Source organism: Pseudomonas sp. L-22-4S-12 (genome assembly GCF_009799935.1).
In the GTDB taxonomy this organism is placed as follows: Bacteria; Pseudomonadota; Gammaproteobacteria; order Pseudomonadales; family Pseudomonadaceae; genus Aquipseudomonas.
On sequence record NZ_WELL01000005.1, the window covers coordinates 292,494 to 311,498 of the forward strand.

The 19,005-nt window shown below is 67.8% G+C and carries 18 protein-coding genes; 13 read left to right on the plus strand and 5 right to left on the minus strand.

What is annotated here, in order from left to right; genetic code table 11:
- Positions 1 to 53: 53 nt before the first annotated feature.
- Positions 54 to 953: a LysR family transcriptional regulator gene (locus F3I16_RS14430; RefSeq protein ID WP_160494261.1), complete on the minus strand. Its 900-nt coding sequence runs from the start codon at positions 951 to 953 to the stop codon at positions 54 to 56.
- A gap of 107 nt (positions 954 to 1,060) precedes the next feature.
- Here F3I16_RS14430 and F3I16_RS14435 point away from each other — a divergent pair, with 107 nt between their 5' ends.
- The 5 genes from F3I16_RS14435 (at position 1,061) to F3I16_RS14455 (ending at position 7,002) form a co-directional block, all read left to right on the plus strand.
- Entirely contained in the window at positions 1,061 to 2,299 is a 1,239-nt protein-coding gene (locus F3I16_RS14435; protein WP_160494262.1) for a 3-hydroxyacyl-CoA dehydrogenase, read from the plus strand.
- Positions 2,296 to 4,086 (plus strand): acyl-CoA dehydrogenase C-terminal domain-containing protein, encoded by a 1,791-nt coding sequence (locus tag F3I16_RS14440; RefSeq protein WP_160494263.1) that lies wholly within the window; start codon positions 2,296 to 2,298, stop codon positions 4,084 to 4,086. Before F3I16_RS14435 ends, F3I16_RS14440 begins: the two co-directional genes overlap by 4 nt.
- A 13-nt stretch (positions 4,087 to 4,099) precedes the next feature.
- Positions 4,100 to 5,263, plus strand: a complete 1,164-nt coding sequence (locus tag F3I16_RS14445; protein WP_160494264.1) for an iron-containing alcohol dehydrogenase — start codon at positions 4,100 to 4,102, stop codon at positions 5,261 to 5,263.
- Positions 5,264 to 5,362: 99 nt separating this feature from the next.
- On the plus strand, positions 5,363 to 5,797 hold the full coding sequence (locus F3I16_RS14450; RefSeq protein WP_160494265.1) for a thioesterase family protein: 435 nt from the start codon (positions 5,363 to 5,365) through the stop codon (positions 5,795 to 5,797).
- A 20-nt stretch (positions 5,798 to 5,817) separates the two neighbouring features.
- Entirely contained in the window at positions 5,818 to 7,002 is a 1,185-nt protein-coding gene (locus F3I16_RS14455) for an acetyl-CoA C-acyltransferase (RefSeq protein WP_160494266.1), read from the plus strand.
- Positions 7,003 to 7,138: 136 nt separating this feature from the next.
- Here the strand turns inward: F3I16_RS14455 and F3I16_RS14460 are convergent, their stop codons facing one another.
- From F3I16_RS14460 to F3I16_RS14470, 3 genes are read right to left on the minus strand one after another with little or no spacing between them, the layout of a single operon-like run.
- The gene (locus tag F3I16_RS14460; protein ID WP_160494267.1) at positions 7,139 to 7,981 is read right to left on the minus strand and encodes an ABC transporter substrate-binding protein; all 843 of its coding nucleotides are present in this window, start codon (positions 7,979 to 7,981) and stop codon (positions 7,139 to 7,141) included.
- A gap of 1 nt (position 7,982) precedes the next feature.
- Positions 7,983 to 9,005, minus strand: coding sequence for a ferrochelatase (locus tag F3I16_RS14465; protein WP_160494268.1), 1,023 nt, complete (start codon positions 9,003 to 9,005; stop codon positions 7,983 to 7,985).
- Positions 9,002 to 9,907 (minus strand): TIGR01777 family oxidoreductase, encoded by a 906-nt coding sequence (locus F3I16_RS14470; RefSeq protein ID WP_160494269.1) that lies wholly within the window; start codon positions 9,905 to 9,907, stop codon positions 9,002 to 9,004. Before F3I16_RS14470 ends, F3I16_RS14465 begins: the two co-directional genes overlap by 4 nt.
- A 198-nt stretch (positions 9,908 to 10,105) precedes the next feature.
- On the opposite strand from F3I16_RS14470, the gene F3I16_RS14475 reads away from it, so the two are divergent.
- Genes F3I16_RS14475 through F3I16_RS14490 form a run of 4 tightly spaced genes read left to right on the plus strand, consistent with a single transcriptional unit; the run spans position 10,106 to position 12,920 of the window.
- A complete protein-coding gene (locus tag F3I16_RS14475; RefSeq protein ID WP_160494270.1) occupies positions 10,106 to 11,092 on the plus strand; it encodes an NAD(P)/FAD-dependent oxidoreductase in 987 nt (328 codons plus the stop codon).
- The gene (locus F3I16_RS14480; RefSeq protein WP_160494271.1) at positions 11,089 to 11,313 is read left to right on the plus strand and encodes a TIGR02450 family Trp-rich protein; all 225 of its coding nucleotides are present in this window, start codon (positions 11,089 to 11,091) and stop codon (positions 11,311 to 11,313) included. The genes F3I16_RS14475 and F3I16_RS14480 overlap by 4 nt, the downstream gene beginning before the upstream one ends.
- 44 nt (positions 11,314 to 11,357) lie before the next feature.
- Complete coding sequence (gene rlmF, locus F3I16_RS14485) at positions 11,358 to 12,329, plus strand: 23S rRNA (adenine(1618)-N(6))-methyltransferase RlmF (protein WP_160494272.1); 972 nt, start codon at positions 11,358 to 11,360, stop codon at positions 12,327 to 12,329.
- Between the two features lie 3 nt (positions 12,330 to 12,332).
- Positions 12,333 to 12,920, plus strand: coding sequence for a YigZ family protein (locus tag F3I16_RS14490; RefSeq protein ID WP_160494273.1), 588 nt, complete (start codon positions 12,333 to 12,335; stop codon positions 12,918 to 12,920).
- A 927-nt stretch (positions 12,921 to 13,847) separates the two neighbouring features.
- Here the strand turns inward: F3I16_RS14490 and F3I16_RS14495 are convergent.
- Positions 13,848 to 14,267, minus strand: coding sequence for an Lrp/AsnC family transcriptional regulator (locus F3I16_RS14495; protein ID WP_160488634.1), 420 nt, complete (start codon positions 14,265 to 14,267; stop codon positions 13,848 to 13,850).
- A 133-nt stretch (positions 14,268 to 14,400) separates the two neighbouring features.
- On the opposite strand from F3I16_RS14495, the gene yjeH reads away from it, so the two are divergent.
- From yjeH to F3I16_RS14515, 4 genes are all read left to right on the plus strand, one after another.
- Complete coding sequence (gene yjeH / locus F3I16_RS14500) at positions 14,401 to 15,663, plus strand: L-methionine/branched-chain amino acid transporter (RefSeq protein WP_160494274.1); 1,263 nt, start codon at positions 14,401 to 14,403, stop codon at positions 15,661 to 15,663.
- 100 nt (positions 15,664 to 15,763) lie between these two features.
- Positions 15,764 to 17,098 (plus strand): TAXI family TRAP transporter solute-binding subunit, encoded by a 1,335-nt coding sequence (locus F3I16_RS14505; protein ID WP_160494275.1) that lies wholly within the window; start codon positions 15,764 to 15,766, stop codon positions 17,096 to 17,098.
- Positions 17,099 to 17,134: 36 nt separating this feature from the next.
- Positions 17,135 to 18,142 (plus strand): nucleoid-associated protein YejK, encoded by a 1,008-nt coding sequence (yejK, locus tag F3I16_RS14510; protein WP_160488637.1) that lies wholly within the window; start codon positions 17,135 to 17,137, stop codon positions 18,140 to 18,142.
- Positions 18,143 to 18,150: 8 nt separating this feature from the next.
- A complete protein-coding gene (locus F3I16_RS14515; protein WP_160494276.1) occupies positions 18,151 to 18,963 on the plus strand; it encodes a polyphosphate kinase 2 family protein in 813 nt (270 codons plus the stop codon).
- Positions 18,964 to 19,005 lie beyond the last annotated feature (42 nt).

Here is a 19,005-nt window from a genome sequence, read left to right on the forward strand (position 1 = left end):
GCTCCTGCAAAGGTACTGGTTGCCTCGTCTTTGCGGCGCAGTGCCGGGTGCCGTCAGCCCCGGCCCAGCACCACGATCTGCTCGATCAGCCACTGCAACGCCGCATCGCGCTGGCGCAGGCCGAGGCTGACGATATCCAGGTGGAAGGGGCCGAGCTCGAACGGCAGCGCGTGCAACTGCAGCGGTAGCAGGCCGGCGAAGTAGTGCGCCAGGCGGCTGGGCAGCACGGCTACCAGCTCGCTGCTGGCGACTATGTGCGCGGCCTGCAGGTAGTTGGGCGTGGTGTAGACGATCTCGCGGCTCAGCCCGCGTTCGCCCAGCCACTGCTCGACCATGCCGCGGGTCTGCCCGCCATGCACCCACAAATGGCGCAGTTTGAGGAAACCATCGAGATCGAGGCCATCCGCCAACTGCGCATGCTCGCGATGGGCCACCAGCTGCAGGGTTTCACTGACCCACTGCTGGCGCTGAAAGCGTGCCGGCACCTGCTCGAAGCGGCCCAGCACCAGATCCAGCTCGCCCTTCTCCAGCGCCTCGCCCGGCAGGCTGGGCGACAGGTGCTGGATATCGATACGCAACCCCGGCGCGCGCTCGGCCAACAGCTTGAGCAGGCGCGGCATGAGGATCAGCTCGACATAGTCGGTGACCGCGATGCGAAAGCGCTGGCGGCTGCTGGCCGGGTCGAAGGGCGCGCCCTCGCCGAGGCTCTGCTCGATGCGCTGCAGAGCATCGCGGATCGGTGCTTCCAGGGCCAGGGCGCGCGGCGTCGGCTGCATGGCCCGGCCAACACGCACCAGCAGCGGGTCGTCGAGCAGGTCACGCAGGCGATTGAGCGCATTGCTCACCGCCGGCTGACTGAGCGACAGGCGCTCGGCGGCGCGCGACACATTGCGCTCGCGCAGCAGGGCATCAAGCACGCGCAGCAGGTTGAGATCGAAGGTCAATATATTCACTTGCTGAATTCAACTTATCACAAGACAAAATTTCCCAAATAGTAGCCCGGTACTTAAGGTGCGTCAGTTCCGTTTTGTGTGACTGACTTCTTCTGTGGGAGCCTTCGATGAGCAACAACTACACCCTCCAGCAGGCCGCCGTGATCGGCGCCGGCACCATGGGCCGCGGTATCGTCATCAGCCTGGCCAACGCCGGCATCCCGGTGCTGTGGCTGGACAACAACCCGCAGATGGTCGAGGCCGGCCTGCAGATGGCCGAGGATACCTGGGCCCAGCACGTCGCCAAGGGCCGCATCAGCACCGGCGAGGCCAGCCTGCGCCGCGCGCGCATCCAGCAGATCGGCAACTACTCGGACCTGGCCCAGGTCGACCTGGTGATCGAGGCGGTGTACGAGAACCTCGAACTCAAGCAGCAGATCTTCCGCACCCTCGACAGCACCGTTAAACCGGGCGCGATCCTCGCCAGCAACACCTCGGCGCTGGACATCGATGCCATCGCCGCCGTCACCCAGCGCCCGCAGGACGTGCTCGGCCTGCACTTCTTCAGCCCGGCGCACATCATGAAACTGCTGGAAATCGTCCGCGGCGCCCACACCGCGCCTGCCGTACTCGACGCCGCCCTGGCCCTCGGCCAGCGCATCGGCAAGGTCAGCGTGGTGGCCGGCAACTGCGACGGCTTCATCGGCAACCGCATGCTGCATACCTACGTGTTCGAGGCGCGCAGCCTGCTGCTCGAAGGCGCCTACCCGCACCAGGTGGACAGCGCCCTGCAGGGCTTCGGCTTCGCCATGGGCCCGTTCCGCATGTACGACGTGGTCGGCATCGACCTGGAATGGCGCGCCCGCGAACTGGCCGGCAAGGGCCAGGACGTGGCCCAGGTGCAGGTCGACAACCGCCTGTGCGAACTCGGCCGCTTCGGCCAGAAGGCCGGCAAGGGCTACTACCTCTATGCGCCGGGCAGCCGCCAGGCCGAGCACGACCCGCAAGTGGACGCCCTGGTGCAGCGCGAGGCCGAGCGCCTGGGTTACCAGCGCCGCAGCATCGGCGCGGAGGAAATCCTCGAACGCTGCCTGCTGGCCCTGGTCAACGAAGGCGCGAAGATCCTCGAAGAAAACATCGCCGAGAGCAGCCACGACATCGACCTGGTGTATCTGAACGGCTACGGCTTCCCCGCCGAAAAAAACGGCCCGATGGCCTGGGCCGATGCCCAGGGCCTGGCCGCCATCCGCGAGCGCCTGCTGCAGCTGGCCGAGCGCTTCGGCGCCCACTGGCAGCCGGCCAAACTGATCGAAAAACTGGCCGCCAGCGGCAAGCACTTCGCCGACGTCAAGGAGGGCAACGTATGACCTATCAGGCACCGCTGCGCGATATGCGCTTCGTCCTCCATGAACTGTTCGATGTCGCCGGCCACTGCGCACGCCTGGGCAACGGCCTGGACCGCGAGCTGATCGACGGCGTGCTGGAAGAAGCCGCCGCCTTCACCGGCAACGAGATCGCCCCGCTCAACCGCAACAGCGACGAGGAAGGCTGCCAGCTGGTCGACGGCAAGGTCACCACACCCAAGGGCTTCCGCGCCGCCTACCAGCAATTCGTCGACAACGGCTGGGCCAGCATGACCGGGCCGACCGACTTCGGCGGCCAGGGCTTCCCGCAGTTGGTGGCCTTCGCCTTCCACGAGATGCTGATGTCTGCCTCGCTGTCGTTCCGCGTCTACTCCGGCCTCACCGAAGGCGCCGTGCTGGCCCTGCACAAGCACGGCAGCGACGACCTCAAACGCGACTACCTGGCCAAGATGGTCAGCGGCCAGTGGACCGGCACCATGTGCCTGACCGAACCCCAGGCCGGCACCGACCTGGCCCTGCTCAGAACCCGCGCCGAACCACAGGCCGATGGCAGCTACAAGGTCAGCGGCAGCAAGATCTTCATCAGCGGCGGCGAGCAGGACTTCTCCGAGAACATCGTCCATCTGGTGCTGGCGCGCCTTCCGGACGCCCCCGCCGGGGTGAAGGGCATCAGCCTGTTGCTGGTACCCAAATTTATCGCCACCGCCGAGGGTGGTCTGGGGGCGAAGAACGCCCTGAGCTGCGGCGCCATCGAGCACAAGATGGGCATCAAGGGCGCCTCCACCTGCGTGATGAACTTCGACGGCGCCACCGGCTGGCTGGTCGGCGAGGCCAACCAGGGCCTGGCCTGCATGTTCACCATGATGAACGACGCGCGCTTCCAGGTCGGCCTGCAGGGCCTGGGTATCGGCGAGGCGGCCTTCCAGGGCGCCCTGCGCTATGCCCGCGAGCGCCTGCAGTCGCGCGGCCTGAACGGTGCCGTGGCACCGGAGAAAGCCGCCGACCCGATTATCAATCACCCGGACGTACGGCGCATGCTGCTGACCCAGAAGAGCCTGGTCGAAGGCTGCCGCATGCTCGCCGCCTACACCGCGCGCCAGCTCGACCTGGAGCACGGCGCCGAGGATGCCGCCGCGCGCAAGGCCGCCGGCAAGCGCGCGGCGCTGCTGATCCCGATCGTCAAGGCCTTCTTCACCGACATGGGCCAGGAAGTCGCCAGCCATGCGGTACAGGTCTACGGCGGCCACGGCTTCATCCGCGAATGGGGCATGGAACAGCTGATGCGCGACAGCCGCATCACCCAGCTCTATGAAGGCACCAATGGCATCCAGGCCCTCGACCTGATCCGCCGCAAGCTGCTGGGCGATGGCGGTGCCGAACTCGGCGCGCTGATTGGCGAGTTCAGCGAACTGTGTGACGACCAGGCCGGGCGCCCGGCACTGAGCACGATGGCCCGCACGGTGCAGGCGCGCCTAGGCGAATGGCGCGAGCTGACCGCCGAGGTGATCGCCCTCAGCCAGCTCGACGTGCAGGAAATCGGCGCGGTCTCGGTGGACTTCCTGCAGTACTCGGCCTATGTGCTATTGGCCGGCTTCTGGCTGCAGGCCGCCGCCACCGCGCAGGATGCCCTGGAGGCCGACAGCGGCGAGGCGGCGTTCTACCAGGCCAAGCTGCACAGCGCGACCTTCTACCTGCACCGCCTGCTGCCGCGCGCCAGCAGCCACCGCGAGGCCCTGCTGGGCGGCGCCGAGTGCCTGATGGCGATGCCGGCCGACAGCTTTGCCTTCTGAGGAGCACTGCCCCATGCAAGCCTTCAGTTTCGCCACCACCGCACAGATCCTCTGCGAAAGCGGCTCGGCCCGGCGCCTGGCCGAGCTGTGCCGCGAGCGCGGCGCCAGCCGGGTACTGATCGTCAGCGACCCCGGCATCACCCGCTTCGGCCTGCTCGACGGCGTGTTGCCCGGCTTCGCCAGTGCCGGGGTGAAGGTGGAAGTGTTCGACCAGGTGATCGCCGACCCGCCCGAGGCCATCGTGCTGAATGCCGTGGAGCGCGCCCGCGCCCTGGAGGCCCAGCTGGTGGTCGGCTTCGGCGGCGGCAGTTCGATGGACGTGGCCAAGCTGGTCGCCCTGCTGGCCCACCCGCAATGCCCGCAATCGCTGGCGGACATCTACGGTGTGGGCAACGCGCGTGGCCAGCGCCTGCCGCTGATCCAGGTACCGACCACCGCCGGCACCGGCTCGGAGGTGACCCCCATCGCCATCGTCACCACCGGCGCAACCAGCAAGCTGGGGGTGGTCTCGCCGCTGCTGCTGCCAGACCTGGCGCTGCTCGACGCCGAGCTGACCCTCGGCCTGCCGTCGACGGTGACCGCCGCCACCGGCATCGACGCCATGGTGCACGCCATCGAGGCCTACACCAGCAAGCTGAAGAAGAACCCGCTGTCCGACCTGCTGGCCCGCGAGGCCCTGCGCCTACTCGCCGCCAACCTGCACGAGGCGGTGCACAACGGCAGCAACCGCGAGGCGCGCCAGGCCATGCTGCTGGGCGCCTGCCTGGCCGGCCAGGCCTTTGCCAACGCCCCGGTGGCGGCGGTGCATGCGCTGGCCTACCCGCTGGGCGGGCACTTCCATATTCCCCATGGCCTGAGCAACGCCCTGGTGCTGCCCCATGTGCTGCGCTTCAACGCGGCAATAGCCGCGCCGCTGTATGCCGAGCTGGCGCCGCTGCTGCTCGGCGCACGGTGCAAGCCGGGAACGCCCGAGCAGCTGGCCGGCGAGTTCATCACCGAACTGGCCGCGCTGAATGGGCGCTGCGGCCTGCCCAGCCGCCTGCGCGACGCCGGCGTACCGCAGGACATGCTGCCCAGACTGGCCAGCGACGCCATGCAGCAGCAGCGCCTGCTGGTCAACAATCCGCGCGAAGTGAGCGAGGCCGATGCCCTGTCCATCTACCAGGCGGCGTACTGAGTAGGGTGGATCGATAGGGGCCGATACAGCCCGCGAATCAAACTATCCCGTGCCCCGCCCAGCCCTTAGGCTGGTACGCAAGCAAGACGAGAACCGAGCATGAGCCAACCCGAACACCGACGCACCGACTACGTCCACTTCCAGCCGATCACCACCCGCTGGCACGACAACGACCTCTACGGCCACGTCAACAACGTGGTCTATTACGGCTTCTTCGACAGCGCGGTGAACACCTACCTGATCGAAGTCGGCGGCCTGGATATCCACGACGGCGCCGTGGTCGGCTTCGTGGTCAGTTCCTCGTGCGACTACTTCGCTTCCATCGCCTTCCCCGAGCGCATTGAGGTCGGCCTGCGCGTCGGCAAGCTGGGCAACAGCTCGGTGCAGTACGAGCTGGCCATCTTCAAGGCCGGCGAAGACCAGGCCTGCGCCGCCGGGCGCTTCGTCCACGTGTTCGTCGACCGCACCAGCAACCGCCCGGTGCCGATTCCCGAAACCCTGCGCGCGGCTCTCGCGCGCCTGCTACGCGACTGAAACCAGAGGAGCATTCCCGCATGCAAGACGCCGTCATCGTCTCCACCGCCCGCACGCCGATCGCCAAGGCCTTCCGCGGCGCCTTCAACGACCTCAAGTCGCCGAGCATGGCCGCCGTGGCCATCCGTGCCGCGGTCGAGCGTTCCGGCATCGAACCGGGCGAGATCGAAGACCTGGTGATGGGCACCGCCATGCAGGGCGGCACCGCCTCGACCAACCTGGCGCGCCTGTCGCTGCTGGCCGCCGGCCTGCCGCTGTCGGTCAGCGGGCAGACCATCGACCGCCAGTGCGCCTCGGGCCTGATGGCCATCTCCATCGCCGCCAAGCAGATCATGGTCGACGGCATGGCCGTGACCGTCGGTGCCGGCCAGGAGCAGATCAGCCTGGTGCAGAACACCCACATGAAGTGGACCGCCGCCGAGGCCGACCCGGCCGTGATCAAGATGGCCGAGCATGCCTACATGCCGATGCTGCACACCGCCGAACTGGTGGCCAAGCGCTACGGTATCAGCCGCGAAGCCCAGGACGCCTACTCCCTGCAGTCCCAGCAGCGCACCGCCGCGGCCCAGGCCGCCGGCCTGTTCGCCAACGAGATCGTTCCGGTCACTGCACGCAAGAAGCTGGTCGACAAGGAAACCGGCGCGGTCAGCTACGAGGAAGTCACCCTCAGCCTGGACGAAGGCAACCGCCCGCAGACCGTGCTGGGCGACCTGACCAAGCTCAACCCGGTGATCGAAGGCGGCTGCATCACCGCCGGCAACGCCAGCCAGCTGTCCGATGGCGCCAGCGCCTGCGTGCTGATGAACGGCGCCTTGGCCGCCCAGCGCAGCATCGCCCCGCTCGGTCTGTACCGCGGCATCGCCGTAGCCGGCCTGGCCCCGGAAGAGATGGGTATCGGCCCGGTGTTCGCCGTGCCCAAGCTGCTCAAGCAGCACGGCCTGACCGTCGACGACATCGGCCTGTGGGAGCTCAACGAAGCCTTCGCCTGCCAGGTGCTGTACAGCGCGCAGACGCTCGGCATTGACCCGGCCAAGCTCAACGTCAACGGCGGCGCCATCTCCATCGGCCACCCCTACGGCATGAGCGGCGCGCGCATGGTCGGCCACGCCCTGCTGGAAGGTAAGCGGCGTGGCGTGAAGTACGTGGTCATCACCATGTGCGTCGGCGGCGGCATGGGCGCGGCAGGGCTGTTCGAGGTGCTGTAAGCGCTACTGCACGACTATTGCAGAAACGGAGGCTTCGGCCTCCGTTTTTGTTTGACCGCCGCCACGCTCCGCGTGGCAATGCACGCCTCGGCGCGCCTGCGCCCACCCCATCAGAATGTTCAGAGCAGGGTGTTGCTCAGGGGCGCAGCCAGAAACGACTGTCTGCCGCCGGCAAACCGGCTGGCAAATCACTCTGCAGAATGAGCAGGCGCCGTTGCGTCAACTGGCTGCGCCGCACCTGTTCGCCGAAATGGCGCTGGAACAGTTCGCGGAAACTGCCATCGGCCTGGATCAGCGTCAGGCCCTCCTCGAAGCGCTGGCGCAGTTCCGGCTCGGCGCGATTGAAAGCGAAGTACACCGGTAGCGGATAAACCAGCGCCAGGCCGGGCTCGACCATCAGCTCGGGATGGCGCTCGGGATGATCGCCCACCTCTTCCCAAGCCTCGCTCAAGGCGCGGTGGTAATAGTCGAAACGCCCCTCGGCGAGCATCGCCAGCAGGTTTTCCGGGTGTGACGAACCCACCACCGGCAGGCGATTGAGGGCAAACAGCGGGAAGTCGCCCCACTGGCTGCCAAAGCCGCCGCGCAGAGGGCGCAGGTCATCCAGGGTCTTGACCCGGGCGAAGCGCGGCGCATCCTCGCGCCGGATCAGCAGCAGGCGATAACCGAGCATGCCGGCATGCAGATCGAAGGGGATCATGCTCAGGTCGCGCAGGCGCTCGGCGCTGGGCGGCACATAGGCCAAATCGACCATGCCGGAACGCAGCTGGGCCAGGCAGCGCTCCTGGGGCGGGTCGACGCCCTCGGCCGGGGCCACATGCAATTCGCCATGGCTGGCGGCCGTGCGTTCGAGAACCAGCCGGACCAGTTCGAGGCGATAAGCGTAACGGCCAGCATCGTGCTGGCAGACCCGCAGCTCGGCCGCCTGCAACCCACCGCACAACAGCAGGCCGATCAGCCACCAGCGGACCTGGCTCATGTCAGAGCGCCAACGGCGCCCGCTCGCACAGCGTCTGCAACGCACTCGCCCACTGCGGATGCTCGTTCAGGCACGGCACCAGCACCAGCTCCTCGCCGCCGGCCGCCCGGAACTGCTCGTGGCCGCGGTCGCCGATCTCCTCCAGGGTCTCGATGCAGTCGGCGACGAAGGCCGGGCACATCACCAGCAGCCTCTTCACCCCGGCCTTGGCCAGCTCGTCGAGGCGCGTCTCGGTGTAGGGCTCGATCCACTTGGCGCGGCCCAGGCGCGACTGGAACGACACCGACCACTGCCCCGGCTTGAGCCCGGCGCGCTCGGCGAACAGCTCGGCGCTGCGCAGGCACTGGGCGCGGTAGCAGGTGGCGAGCACCTGCGGCGAGGCGGTCTTGCAACAGTCGGCGCCCTTCAGGCAATGGTTGCTCGGGTCGAGCTTGTGCAGGTGGCGCTCGGGCAGGCCGTGGAAGCTCAGCAGCAGGTGATCGAAGCCTTGATCCAGGTGCGGCTGGGCACTGGCGACCAGGGCATCGAGGTACTCCGGCTGGTCATAGAACGGCGCCAGGGTGGCAAATTGCAGCGCCAGCTTGTGCTCGCGCACCACCCGTTTGGCCTCCTCGATCACCGTGGTGGTGGTGCTGTCGGCGAACTGCGGATACAGCGGCGCCAAGGTCACCCGCTTGATGCCCTGCCCGGCCAGGCGCAGCAGGGCCTTTTCGATCGACAGCTCGCCGTAGCGCATGGCCAGTTCCACCGGGCCGTGCTGCCACAACGGGGTGATGGCCTGCTGCAGGCGCTGGCTGAGCACCACCAGCGGCGAACCTTCCGGCCACCAGATCGAGGCATAGGCATGGGCCGACTGCTCCGGGCGCTTGATCAGGATCAGCGACACCAGCAGGCGCCGGATCGGCCAAGGCAGGTCGATGACGTAGGGGTCCATGAGGAACTGATTGAGGTAGCGACGCACGTCGGCCACCGAGGTGGAGGCCGGCGAACCGAGGTTGACCAGAAGCAGCGCGTGATCAGTCATGCAACGTCCTTGAACAGATCGGCCAGGGCCGAGTCGATAGCGGTAAAACGAAATTCGTAGCCGGCCTGTTGTGCCCGGATTGGCAGGGCCTTCTGCCCGCCGAGCAGCAGCCCGGACAGCTCGCCCAGGGCGATCTTCAGCAGCAGCCCTGGCAGCGGCAACAGCGCCGGGCGATGCAGGGCACGCCCCAGAGCCTGGGCGAAGGCCTTGTTCCGCACCGGCTGCGGCGCGCAGGCATTATAGGGACCGCGGGCGTCAGGGTGCTGCAAGAGAAAATCGATCAGGCCGACCTGATCCTGCAGATGGATCCACGGCATCCACTGCCGGCCATTGCCGATCGGCCCGCCCAGGCCCAGCCGGAACGGCGGCAGCAGACGTTTGAGGAAGCCGTCGGCGGCCGCCAGTACCAGGCCGGTACGCAGCAGGATCACGCGGATACCCAACTCCTCGGCACGCAAGGCGGTCTCTTCCCAGGCACCACACAGCTGCGCGGCGAAATCCTCCACCACCGGTGCGCTGTCCTCGTGCAGCTCGCGCTCGCCGCCATCGCCGTACCAGCCCACCGCCGAGCCGGACAGCAGCACCTGCGGGCGCTGCGCGCGGCCCTCCAGCCAGGCCAGCAGCTGCTCGGTGAGGGTGATGCGACTGGCCCACAGCAGCGCCTTGCGCTTGTGCGTCCAGGGCCGGTCGGCGATCGGCGCGCCGGCCAGGTTGATCACGGCATCCAGCGGGCCGTCGCCGTAGTCCTCAAGCCGGCCGATGCCGCGCACCGCTGCGCCGCACAGGCCGGCGACCTTGCCCGGCGTGCGGCTCCAGACCGTCAGCTGGTGGCCCTGGGCCAGCCACTGACGACACAGCGCGCGGCCGATCAAACCTGTACCGCCGGTCAGCAAGATATGCATGGCATCCTCCTCGCATGGCGTTAACCACCAGTCTCGCCCTAGTCTGAAGTATGACGCAGCTGCGTGCCTTGTCCGCCGCTCGCCAGCGTCGGAGTTGTAACGGGAACGCGATTGGAACCGATAGCAGTTGTACAGGCAATAGTATTTGTACAGATTTTGTCTAGAGCGTAGCCTGAAAGAAAGGACACGAGGTAGACCATGAACACACCCATCGCCATCATCGGTACCGGCCTTGCCGGACTCTCCGCGGCCCAGGCGCTGCACGCCGCCGGGCAGACGGTACAACTGTTCGACAAGAGCCGCGGCAGCGGCGGGCGCCTGGCCAGCAAGCGCAGCGACGCCGGCTCGCTGGATCTGGGCGCGCAGTATTTCACCGCCCGCGACCGCCGCTTCGTCGAAGTGGTGCAGCAGTGGCAGGCCCGCGGCTGGGTCGCCGAGTGGGACCCGCAGCTCTACCACTACAACGAGAACGGCCTCAGCCCCTCGCCCGACGAACAGGTGCGCTGGGTCGGCCTGCCGCGCATGAGCGCCATCACCCGCGCCCTGCTCGGCGCCCTGCCGGTGCACTTCTCCTGCCGCATCACCGAGGTGTTCCGCGGCGAGCAGCACTGGACCCTGCTCGACGCCGAAGGCCAGAGCCACGGCCCGTTCAGCAGCGTGATAGTGGCCACCCCGGCGCCCCAGGCCTCCGGCCTGCTGAGTGCCGCGCCGAAGCTGGCCAGCGCCGCCGCCAGCGTGATCATGGAGCCGGTATGGGCCGTCGCCCTGGGCTTCGACACGCCCCTGGCCACCCCGCTGGAAGGCTGCTTCGTGCGCGGCGGGGCGCTCGACTGGGTGGCGCGCAACCGCAGCAAGCCGGGGCGCGACAGCCACCTCGACAGCTGGGTGCTGCACGCCAGCAGCAGCTGGAGCCGCCAGCACCTGGACCTGGACAAGGAGGCGGTGATCGAGCGCCTGCACGGCGCCTTCGCCGAGATGATCGGCTGCCCGCTGCCGCCGCCGAGCTTCAGCCTGGCCCACCGCTGGCTCTACGCCCGACCGGCCAGCGCCCACGAGTGGGGCGCCCTGGCCGATGCCGACCTGGGCCTGTATGCCTGCGGCGACTGGTGCCTGTCCGGACGGGTCGAAGGCGCCTGGCTGAGCGGCCTGGAAGCCGCCCGCCGCCTGCTGGAGCATCGCCAGTGAGCGGCAGGCTGCGCCTCAATCCGCGCAAGCTGCTGCTGTCGAAATGGACGGCGCGCCAGCCGCGCAACCGCGAGAAGCACTTCCTGGTCAGCGAGCTGATCTGTGACGAGGACGGCACGGTATTGCAGGTCGAACTGCAGGCCGTGCTCACCCGGCGCAGCGAGCGCCTCGACTGGCAGGCGCTGCAGGATGGCGAGCGCTGGCAGATGGGCTGGAAGTAGCGGCCTGTGGGACAATGCCGCCCCAGCCTGCCGAATTGCCCGTCATGTCCGAGAACACTACGCCAGCCGTCCCACCCAGCAGCCCGGCGCTGCTGCACCCGCGCAACCGCCACCAGGGCCGCTACGACTTTCCCAAGCTGATCGAGGCCAGCCCGGAGCTGGCCGAGTTCGTCATCCGCAACCCCCATGGCAAACAGAGCATCGACTTCGCCAACCCCGAGGCGGTGCGGGTGTTCAACCGCGCCCTGCTGCGCCAGCTGTACGGCATCGCCCACTGGGACATTCCGCCGGGCTACCTGTGCCCGCCGATCCCCGGCCGCGCCGACTACGTGCACGGCCTGGCCGACCTGCTGGCCGGCGACAACAGTGGCGAGATTCCGCGCGGCGCGGCGATCCGCGCACTGGACATCGGCACCGGCGCCAGCTGCATCTACCCGCTGCTCGGCCATGGCGACTACGGCTGGCACTTCCTCGGTTCGGACATCGACGACACGGCCCTGGCCTCGGCCCGCGCCATCATCCAGGCCAATGGCCTGGACGGCGCCATCGCCCTGCGCCAGCAACTGCAGCGCGGGCAGATCTTCAAGAGCCTGCTGCAGGCCGACGAGCGCTTCGCCCTGACCCTGTGCAACCCGCCCTTCCACGCCAACGCCGAGGAAGCCGCCAGCGGCAGCCGGCGCAAGTGGAAGAACCTCGGCAAGCTCGACCCCAAACGCAAGCTGCCGGAACTCAACTTCGGCGGGCAGAGCGCCGAGCTGTGGTGCACCGGCGGCGAGGCCAGCTTCCTCAAGCGCATGATCGCCGAGAGCGCCTCGTTCGCCGGCCAGGTGCTGTGGTTCAGCAGCCTGGTGTCCAAGGCCAGCAACGTGCCCTACGCCGAGAACCTGCTGAAGAAGGCCGGGGCCGTGGAGGTGCGCTGTATCGACATGGCCCAGGGCAACAAGCAGAGCCGCTTCGTCGCCTGGACCTTCCACAGCCCCGAGCAGCGCGCGGCCTGGCTGCGCGCGGCGGGCTGAGCCATGCCGTTCAGCCTGCTGGGCGCCTGCGAGTACCGCGAGGAGATTCGCAAGAGCCGCTTCCTCGCCCTGGCCGCGCCCATCGCCAGCACCGACGAGGCGCTGGCCTTTATCCAGCAGCACAGCGACCTCAGTGCCTCGCACAACTGTTGGGCCTGGAGGTGCGGCCAGCAGTACCGTTTCAGCGACGACGGCGAACCCGGCGGCACGGCGGGCCGGCCGATCCTCGCGGCCATCGACAACCAGGACTGCGACCAGGTGGTGGTGCTGGTGATCCGCTGGTACGGCGGCATCCAGCTCGGCACCGGCGGCCTGGCGCGGGCCTACGGCGGCAGTGCGGCAAAGTGCCTGCAGGGCGGCGAGCGCATTGCCTTGCTGGCCCGCATCCAGGCCCACTGCCACGTGCCGTTCGCCGAACTGGCGCGGGTCAAGGCGCGCCTGGGCGAGTGGCTGATGGTCATTGAGCAGGAAGCCTTCGATGCCGATGGCGCCTGGCTGAACCTGGCGCTGCCGGCCGAGCGCTTCGACGAAGCGAAACGCCAGTTGGCAGACCTGGGGCGCGGACGGATCGCTCTGGAGCTCGCTGAATAGGTACACCGATGATCGTTCCCACGCTCTGCGTGGGAATGCAGCTTTCGATGCTCCAGCGTCCACCCGCAACCTTGGGTCGCCCCACACCACTGTGACGCGGAGCGTCACGGGATAGGCTCCCACGCGGAGCGTGGGAGCCATCGGGGAGATTGTGTGAAGCTCGCTTGTTTGCCGCGATGTTCAGCTGATTTCTGAGTGCTCTGCCGCCTCTGGTTTCGCCCTGCTGGGCGACTCACTTTTTCCAGACGCGGAAAAAGTAAGCAAAAACGCTTGCCCCTGCATACGGCCCCGCCTGCGGCGGGGTTCGTTCGCTCCATCGCCGTTCCAGGGGCCCGCCGCGAAGGGCCATCCCTGGCCCATCGCGGCTCTCGCGGCATCCCTGCCGCTCAACCCCTTACACGACGATTCCACTCACCCTCCTGAAGGGGCGTTTGGCGCTGCCTGATAGTTCTTTCGTCTATTACAGCGAAACCTTCAAGCAACTCGGTGCCCGATCCCCGGCAGGAGGCCGAAACGTAGCGAAGCGGAGTAACAGCCGCAGGCTGGCCCGAAGGGCGAGCGAAGCGAGTAGTGGAGGTGGTGCGCAGGGGGACGAGCCGCAGGGATGCGGCGAGAGGCTTAAAGGGCCAGGGATGGCCCTTGTAAGCCAGCCCCCGGAGCAGCACCGGAGAGGGAGGGAAACGGAGCGTAGCGGAGTAACAGCCGAAGGCTGGCCCGAAGGGTGAGCGAAGCGAGTCAGTTTCGCGCAGCGAAACCCGGATGTCGGGGCGCACTTCTCTTTGGTTACTTTCTCTTGTGCGAGCAAGAGAAAGTGACTCGCCCGGGTGGGCGAAATCCGAACGCTCAGATAACTCGGCAATTGGCTTATCGCCCGGCTATCGGCCACGTCAGGCAAATCTAACCGGATTGCCTATCCAGCCTACCGCCCTACATCGCCCACTCCTGCACCACCATATGGGTCTTCACCCGCTGCATACCGGGGTAGTTCTCAATCTCACCGCGGATCTCGGCCAGGCGCGCCATGCTCGGCGCCTCGACCAGCACCAGCATGTCGGTCTCGCCGCTGATGCCGCAGCACTGGCGGATTTCCGGGTAGGCGCGCATGCGCTCGACATAGTCCTGGCAGCGGCTGTCCTTGTAGAACAGTTCGAGAAAGGCGCGCACCGCCGCCCCCTGCGGGCTGGCCACCCGGGCGTGATAGCCCTGGATCACCCCGCCCTGCTCCAGCTGGCGAATGCGCTCGCCCACCGCCGAACGCGACAGGTTGACCTCCCGGGCGATCTGGCTGACGGAGGTGCGCGCATCCTCGCGCAACAGGGCGAGGATCTGATGGTCGAACTTGTCCACGATGGTTCTCGGCAGTCAGTTTGACGGACAATTCCGTCACTTTGCCGGCCAACGGCGACGGGCTGGCAGCGGCGTCGCAGAGGCCTGGCGCTTAACATGGCGCAATTGCACACCATTGCCACGAGCTTACCCCATGAGTCGTTTGAACAAGGAACTGGGCCTGCTGCAGGGCGTCGGGCTGCTCAGCACCTCGCTGCTCGGCACCGGCATCTTCGTGGTGCCGGCGCTGGCCGCCACCGCCGCCGGGCCGGCCTCGCTGTGGGCCTGGCTGATCCTCATCGCCCTGGTGCTGCCGGTGGCCTTCACCTTCGCCCAGCTGGGCAAGCGCTTCCCCCATGCCGGCGGTGCGCCGCACCTGATCGGCCGGGCCTTCGGCGCGCGCATGGAGCGGCTGATCGCCTTCCTGTTTCTTGCCGTGCTGCCGGTGGGTCTGCCGGCGGCGCTGAATATCGCCACCGGTTTCTGGCAGGCGCTGCTGCCGCTCGGCCGGGGCGAAGCGCTGCTGATCCAACTCGCCACCCTCGGCGCCATGCTCCTGCTCGGCCAGCGCCCGGCCAGGGCCTCGGGCGTGCTGCAGGGGCTGATCGCCGTCGCCATCATCGGCACGGTGGCGCTGGTCTGGTGGGTCGGCGAACTGCCATTGGCCAGCCAGCCGCTGCTGCCGGACATCACCGGCTCCTGGCAGCTGATCCCGACCGCGCTGGGGGTGATGTTCTGGTGCTTCGTCGGCATCGAGGCCTTCACCCACCTAGGCGAGGAATTCAGGCACCCGCAGCGCGACTTTCCCCTGGCCCTGCTGCTCGGCGTGCTGCTGGCCGGCCTGGTGTACTGGGCGTTCTCGGTGGCGGTGCTGAGCTTCCATGTGTACGGCGACGTGCACAGCGACGCCGCCTCGCTGCCGCACCTGATGGACCAGCTGCTGGGCGACAAGGCCCGCGTACTGGTGGCGCTGGTCGGCTACCTGGCCTGCTTCGCCTCGATGAACGTCTATGTGCAGGGCTTCGCCCGGCTGATCTGGAGCCTGGCCGACGAAGGCAAGCTGCCGCAGCCGCTGGCCCGCCTCAACCGCCACGGCGTGCCCGGCCCGGCCTTGCTGCTGGTGGTGCTGAGTTGCGCCCTGTGCGCCGCCCTGGCCGGTGTGCTGCAACTGTCGGTGGACGACCTGATCCGCTACGCCAACGGCAACTTCATCCTGGTCTACCTGCTCAGCATGGCCGCCGGCTGGGTGCTGCTGCGTGGACTGTGGCGCTGGCTGGCGGGCTTCAGCACGCTGCTCTGCGCCCTGGTCCTGCTGGCCCTAGGCTTGGATGCGCTGTACGCCCTCGGCCTGCTGGCCGGGCTGGCGCTGTTCGGTTACTGGCGCGAGAAGCGCGGGGCCTTGCCTCTGCGCAGTTGAACAGCTGAACAACTGAACAGCGGCCCAGCAGCACACGCCAAGGGGTGAGCGCGGCGCGCATCCCGGCTATCCTCAGCCGAGGTAATGACAAGGACCGACCATGCGCCGCATTCTCCGCGACCTGAAAATCATGCTGTTGGCCAACCTGTGGATAGTGCCGGTACTGGCCGCCCTGGTCGGCGCGCTGTTCTACTTCGTCGCCCCGCCGCCGCCCATGCATGCGCGGCTGGCCACTGGTGCAGTCGGCGGCGGTTACCACGCCTTCGCCGAGCGCCTGCGCGCCGAGCTGGAACAGCAAGGCTTCACCCTGGAACTGGTGGAAAGCCAGGGCTCGGCGGACAACCTGACCAAGCTCGGCCAAGGTGAAGTGGAACTGGCCCTGGTACAGAGCGGCCAGGAACTGAGCCTGCCCGACGAGGCGCGGGCCAAGCTGACCGGCCTCGGCGTGATGTACCGCGAGCCGCTGTGGCTGTTCACCGGGCGCAAGGTGCAGTTCCAGCGCCTGGCAGATCTGACCAAGTTACGCCTAGCCATCGGTTCCGCCGACAGCGGCACCCAGGCGGTAACCGCCGCGCTGCTCAAAGCCAACCGCATCGAGCCGGCGCAGTACCCCAAGCGCTGGCAGCAACTGGGCGGCAGCCGCGCCGCCGATGCGCTGATCGAAGGCCAGCTGGACGCCGCCTTCTTCGTCGGCCCGGCGGAGAACCCGCTGATCCAGCGCCTGGCCGCCGAGCCCGGGCTGCGCCTGGTCAGCCTGCGGCGTACCGAAGCCTACCTGGCGCGCCTGCCCTACCTGAGCCGCCTGGAAGTCGGCGAAGGCATGCTCGACATGGCGCAGAACACCCCGGACCGCGACATCGTCACCCTCGGCCCGGTGGCCACCCTGGTGGCCGGCGAGGCATTCCATCCCTCGCTGACCCCGCTGATCCTCGAAGCGGCCAAGAGCGTGCTGAAGAACGGCAGCCTGCTCGACCCGGCCGGCAGCTACCCGGCCAAGCCGCCGCTGTCGCTGCACACCCTGGCCGAGGCCGATTACTACTACGACAAGGGCCTGCCGATCCTGCAGCGCTACCTGCCGTTTCGCATCGCCTCCCTGGCCGACCGCTACATCATCCTCGCCATCCCGTTGCTGGTGCTGCTGTTCCCGCTGTTCAAGGCCATCGGCCCGATCTACCAGTGGCGCATCCGCGCGCGCATCTACCGCTGGTACAAGCACCTGCGCGAGATCGACCAGCTGCTGTACAAGGGCGACCTGCCCAGCGATATCGCCGTGGAGATCAGCCGCCTGGAAAAACTGGAAGACGAACTGGCGCGGGTCGAGGTGCCGCTGTCCTACTCCAGTGAGCTGTACGAGCTGCACATGCACCTGCGCTACATGATCGAGCGCCTGCAGGCCGTCCAGCGACGCACGACTGCGCAGGCGCTGGTCGGGTAACATGCGCGCTTTCCGTTCCAGCACCACGAGGCCGCCATGCCGATCCGCCACTGCATCGTCCACCTGATCGACAAGAAGCCCGACGGCACCCCCGCCGTGCTGCACGCCCGCGACAGCGAGCTGAGCAGCTCGCAGGCCATGGAGAACCTGCTGGCCGATCTCAACGAGAGCTACAACGCCAAGCAGGGCAAGGCCTGGGGCCTGTTCCACGAGGAATCCGGCGCCTATCCGTTCAGCGGCTGGCTGAAGCAGTACCTGGATGGCGAGAAGGACTTCACCGCCTTCAGCCGCCAGGCCGTGGAGCAGCTGCAGAAGCTGATGGAAGAATCCAACCTGGCCACCGGCGGCCATGTGCTGCTGGCCCACTACCAGCAGGGTATGACCGACTACCTGGCGATCGCCCTGCTGCATCACAGCGAAGGCGTGACCGTGACCGAGGCGCTGGACGTGGCCCCGGCCAAGCACCTCGACCTCGGCCAGCTGCACCTGGCGGCGCGCATCAACATCAGCGAGTGGCAGAACAACAAGCAGTCCAAGCAGTACATCTCGTTTATCCGCGGCAAGAACGGCAAGAAGGTCTCAGACTACTTCCGCGACTTCATCGGCTGCCAGGAGGGCGTCGATGCGCCGAGCGAGACGCGCACCCTGCTCAAGGCCTTCAGCGACTTCGTCGAGAGCGAGGACCTGCCGGAAGAACAGGCGCGGGCCAAGACCGACACCCTGGTCGACTACGCCAGCAGCCAGGCCAAGATCGGCGAGCCGATGACCCTGGAAGACCTCTCCGGGCTGATCGACGAGGACCGCCCGCGCGCCTTCTACGAACACATCCGCAACAAGGACTACGGCCTGGCCCCGGAATTTCCGGCGGACAAGCGCACCCTCAACCAGTTCCGCCGCTTCACCGGGCGCGCCGAGGGCCTGTCGATCAGCTTCGAGTCGCACCTGCTGGGCTCGGCCATCGAATACGACGAGGCCCGCGACATGCTGATCATCCGCCAGCTGCCGACCCAGCTGAAGGACCAGCTCAAGCGCCGCAAGGACTGAGCCCCACCATGCGCCTGGCGGATGCCATCCTCGACGCCTGCCTGTGCGATCCACAGGCGCCGCTGGCGCAGGACCCGGACCGCGACTTCGGCCTGGGCAAGGACGCCGCCCAGCTGGCCATGGCCGGCCTCAAGCCCTGGCTCAACGAACGGCAGCGCATGCTCTGGGCCAACCGCCGCGAGGCCCTGCTGCTGGTGCTGCAAGGCACCGACTGTTCGGGCAAGGACGGGGTGATCCGCAAGGTGGTCAGCGCCATCGACCCGCAGGGCATCAGCCTGCACAGTTTTCATCAGCCGGATGAGCAGGAGCGGCGCCAGCACTTCCTCCTGCGCTATCGGCAGAGTCTGCCGCAGCCGGGGCTGCTCGGCGTGTTCAACCGCAGCCACTATGAAGCGCTGATCGGCGACCCGCTGGATGGCCTGTGTGGCGAGGATGAGCTACCGCAGCGCCTGCAGGATCTGCTGGCGTTCGAGCGGCAATGGCCGGCGCAGCGCCTGCACCCGCTGAAGTGCTACCTGCAGATTTCCCGCGAGGAACAGAAACTGCGCCTGCTCAGCCGCCTGCAACGTCCGGAGAAGCGCTGGAAGCTGAAGGCCAGCGATCTGCAGGCCTACCGCGAATTCGACCTGCGCCAGCAGCGCTGGAGCGAGCTGCTGGCGGCCAGCCATACGCCGGAGGCGCCCTGGTACGTGATCCCGTCCGATCTGCGCTGGCTGCGCGACTGGCTGGTGGCCAGCCTGCTGGCCCGCGAGCTGGAACGCCTGCAGCTGGCCTGGCCGGACAGCCCGCCACCGTTCAGCGCCAGCGACCTGGCACCGTAGGGTGCGCCGCGCGCACCAAGAACCCGGTGCGGGCCGGCGGTG

Coding starts and splice junctions, on each gene's coding strand:
- F3I16_RS14435 (WP_160494262.1), top strand. CDS start 1,061: ATGAGCAACAACTACACCCTCCAGCAGGCCGCCGTGATCGGCGCCGGC.
- F3I16_RS14440 (WP_160494263.1), top strand. CDS start 2,296: ATGACCTATCAGGCACCGCTGCGCGATATGCGCTTCGTCCTCCATGAA.
- F3I16_RS14445 (WP_160494264.1), top strand. CDS start 4,100: ATGCAAGCCTTCAGTTTCGCCACCACCGCACAGATCCTCTGCGAAAGC.
- F3I16_RS14450 (WP_160494265.1), top strand. CDS start 5,363: ATGAGCCAACCCGAACACCGACGCACCGACTACGTCCACTTCCAGCCG.
- F3I16_RS14455 (WP_160494266.1), top strand. CDS start 5,818: ATGCAAGACGCCGTCATCGTCTCCACCGCCCGCACGCCGATCGCCAAG.
- F3I16_RS14460 (WP_160494267.1), bottom strand. CDS start 7,981: ATGAGCCAGGTCCGCTGGTGGCTGATCGGCCTGCTGTTGTGCGGTGGG.
- F3I16_RS14465 (WP_160494268.1), bottom strand. CDS start 9,005: ATGACTGATCACGCGCTGCTTCTGGTCAACCTCGGTTCGCCGGCCTCC.
- F3I16_RS14470 (WP_160494269.1), bottom strand. CDS start 9,907: ATGCATATCTTGCTGACCGGCGGTACAGGTTTGATCGGCCGCGCGCTG.
- F3I16_RS14475 (WP_160494270.1), top strand. CDS start 10,106: ATGAACACACCCATCGCCATCATCGGTACCGGCCTTGCCGGACTCTCC.
- rlmF (WP_160494272.1), top strand. CDS start 11,358: ATGTCCGAGAACACTACGCCAGCCGTCCCACCCAGCAGCCCGGCGCTG.
- F3I16_RS14490 (WP_160494273.1), top strand. CDS start 12,333: ATGCCGTTCAGCCTGCTGGGCGCCTGCGAGTACCGCGAGGAGATTCGC.
- yjeH (WP_160494274.1), top strand. CDS start 14,401: ATGAGTCGTTTGAACAAGGAACTGGGCCTGCTGCAGGGCGTCGGGCTG.
- F3I16_RS14505 (WP_160494275.1), top strand. CDS start 15,764: ATGCGCCGCATTCTCCGCGACCTGAAAATCATGCTGTTGGCCAACCTG.
- yejK (WP_160488637.1), top strand. CDS start 17,135: ATGCCGATCCGCCACTGCATCGTCCACCTGATCGACAAGAAGCCCGAC.
- F3I16_RS14515 (WP_160494276.1), top strand. CDS start 18,151: ATGCGCCTGGCGGATGCCATCCTCGACGCCTGCCTGTGCGATCCACAG.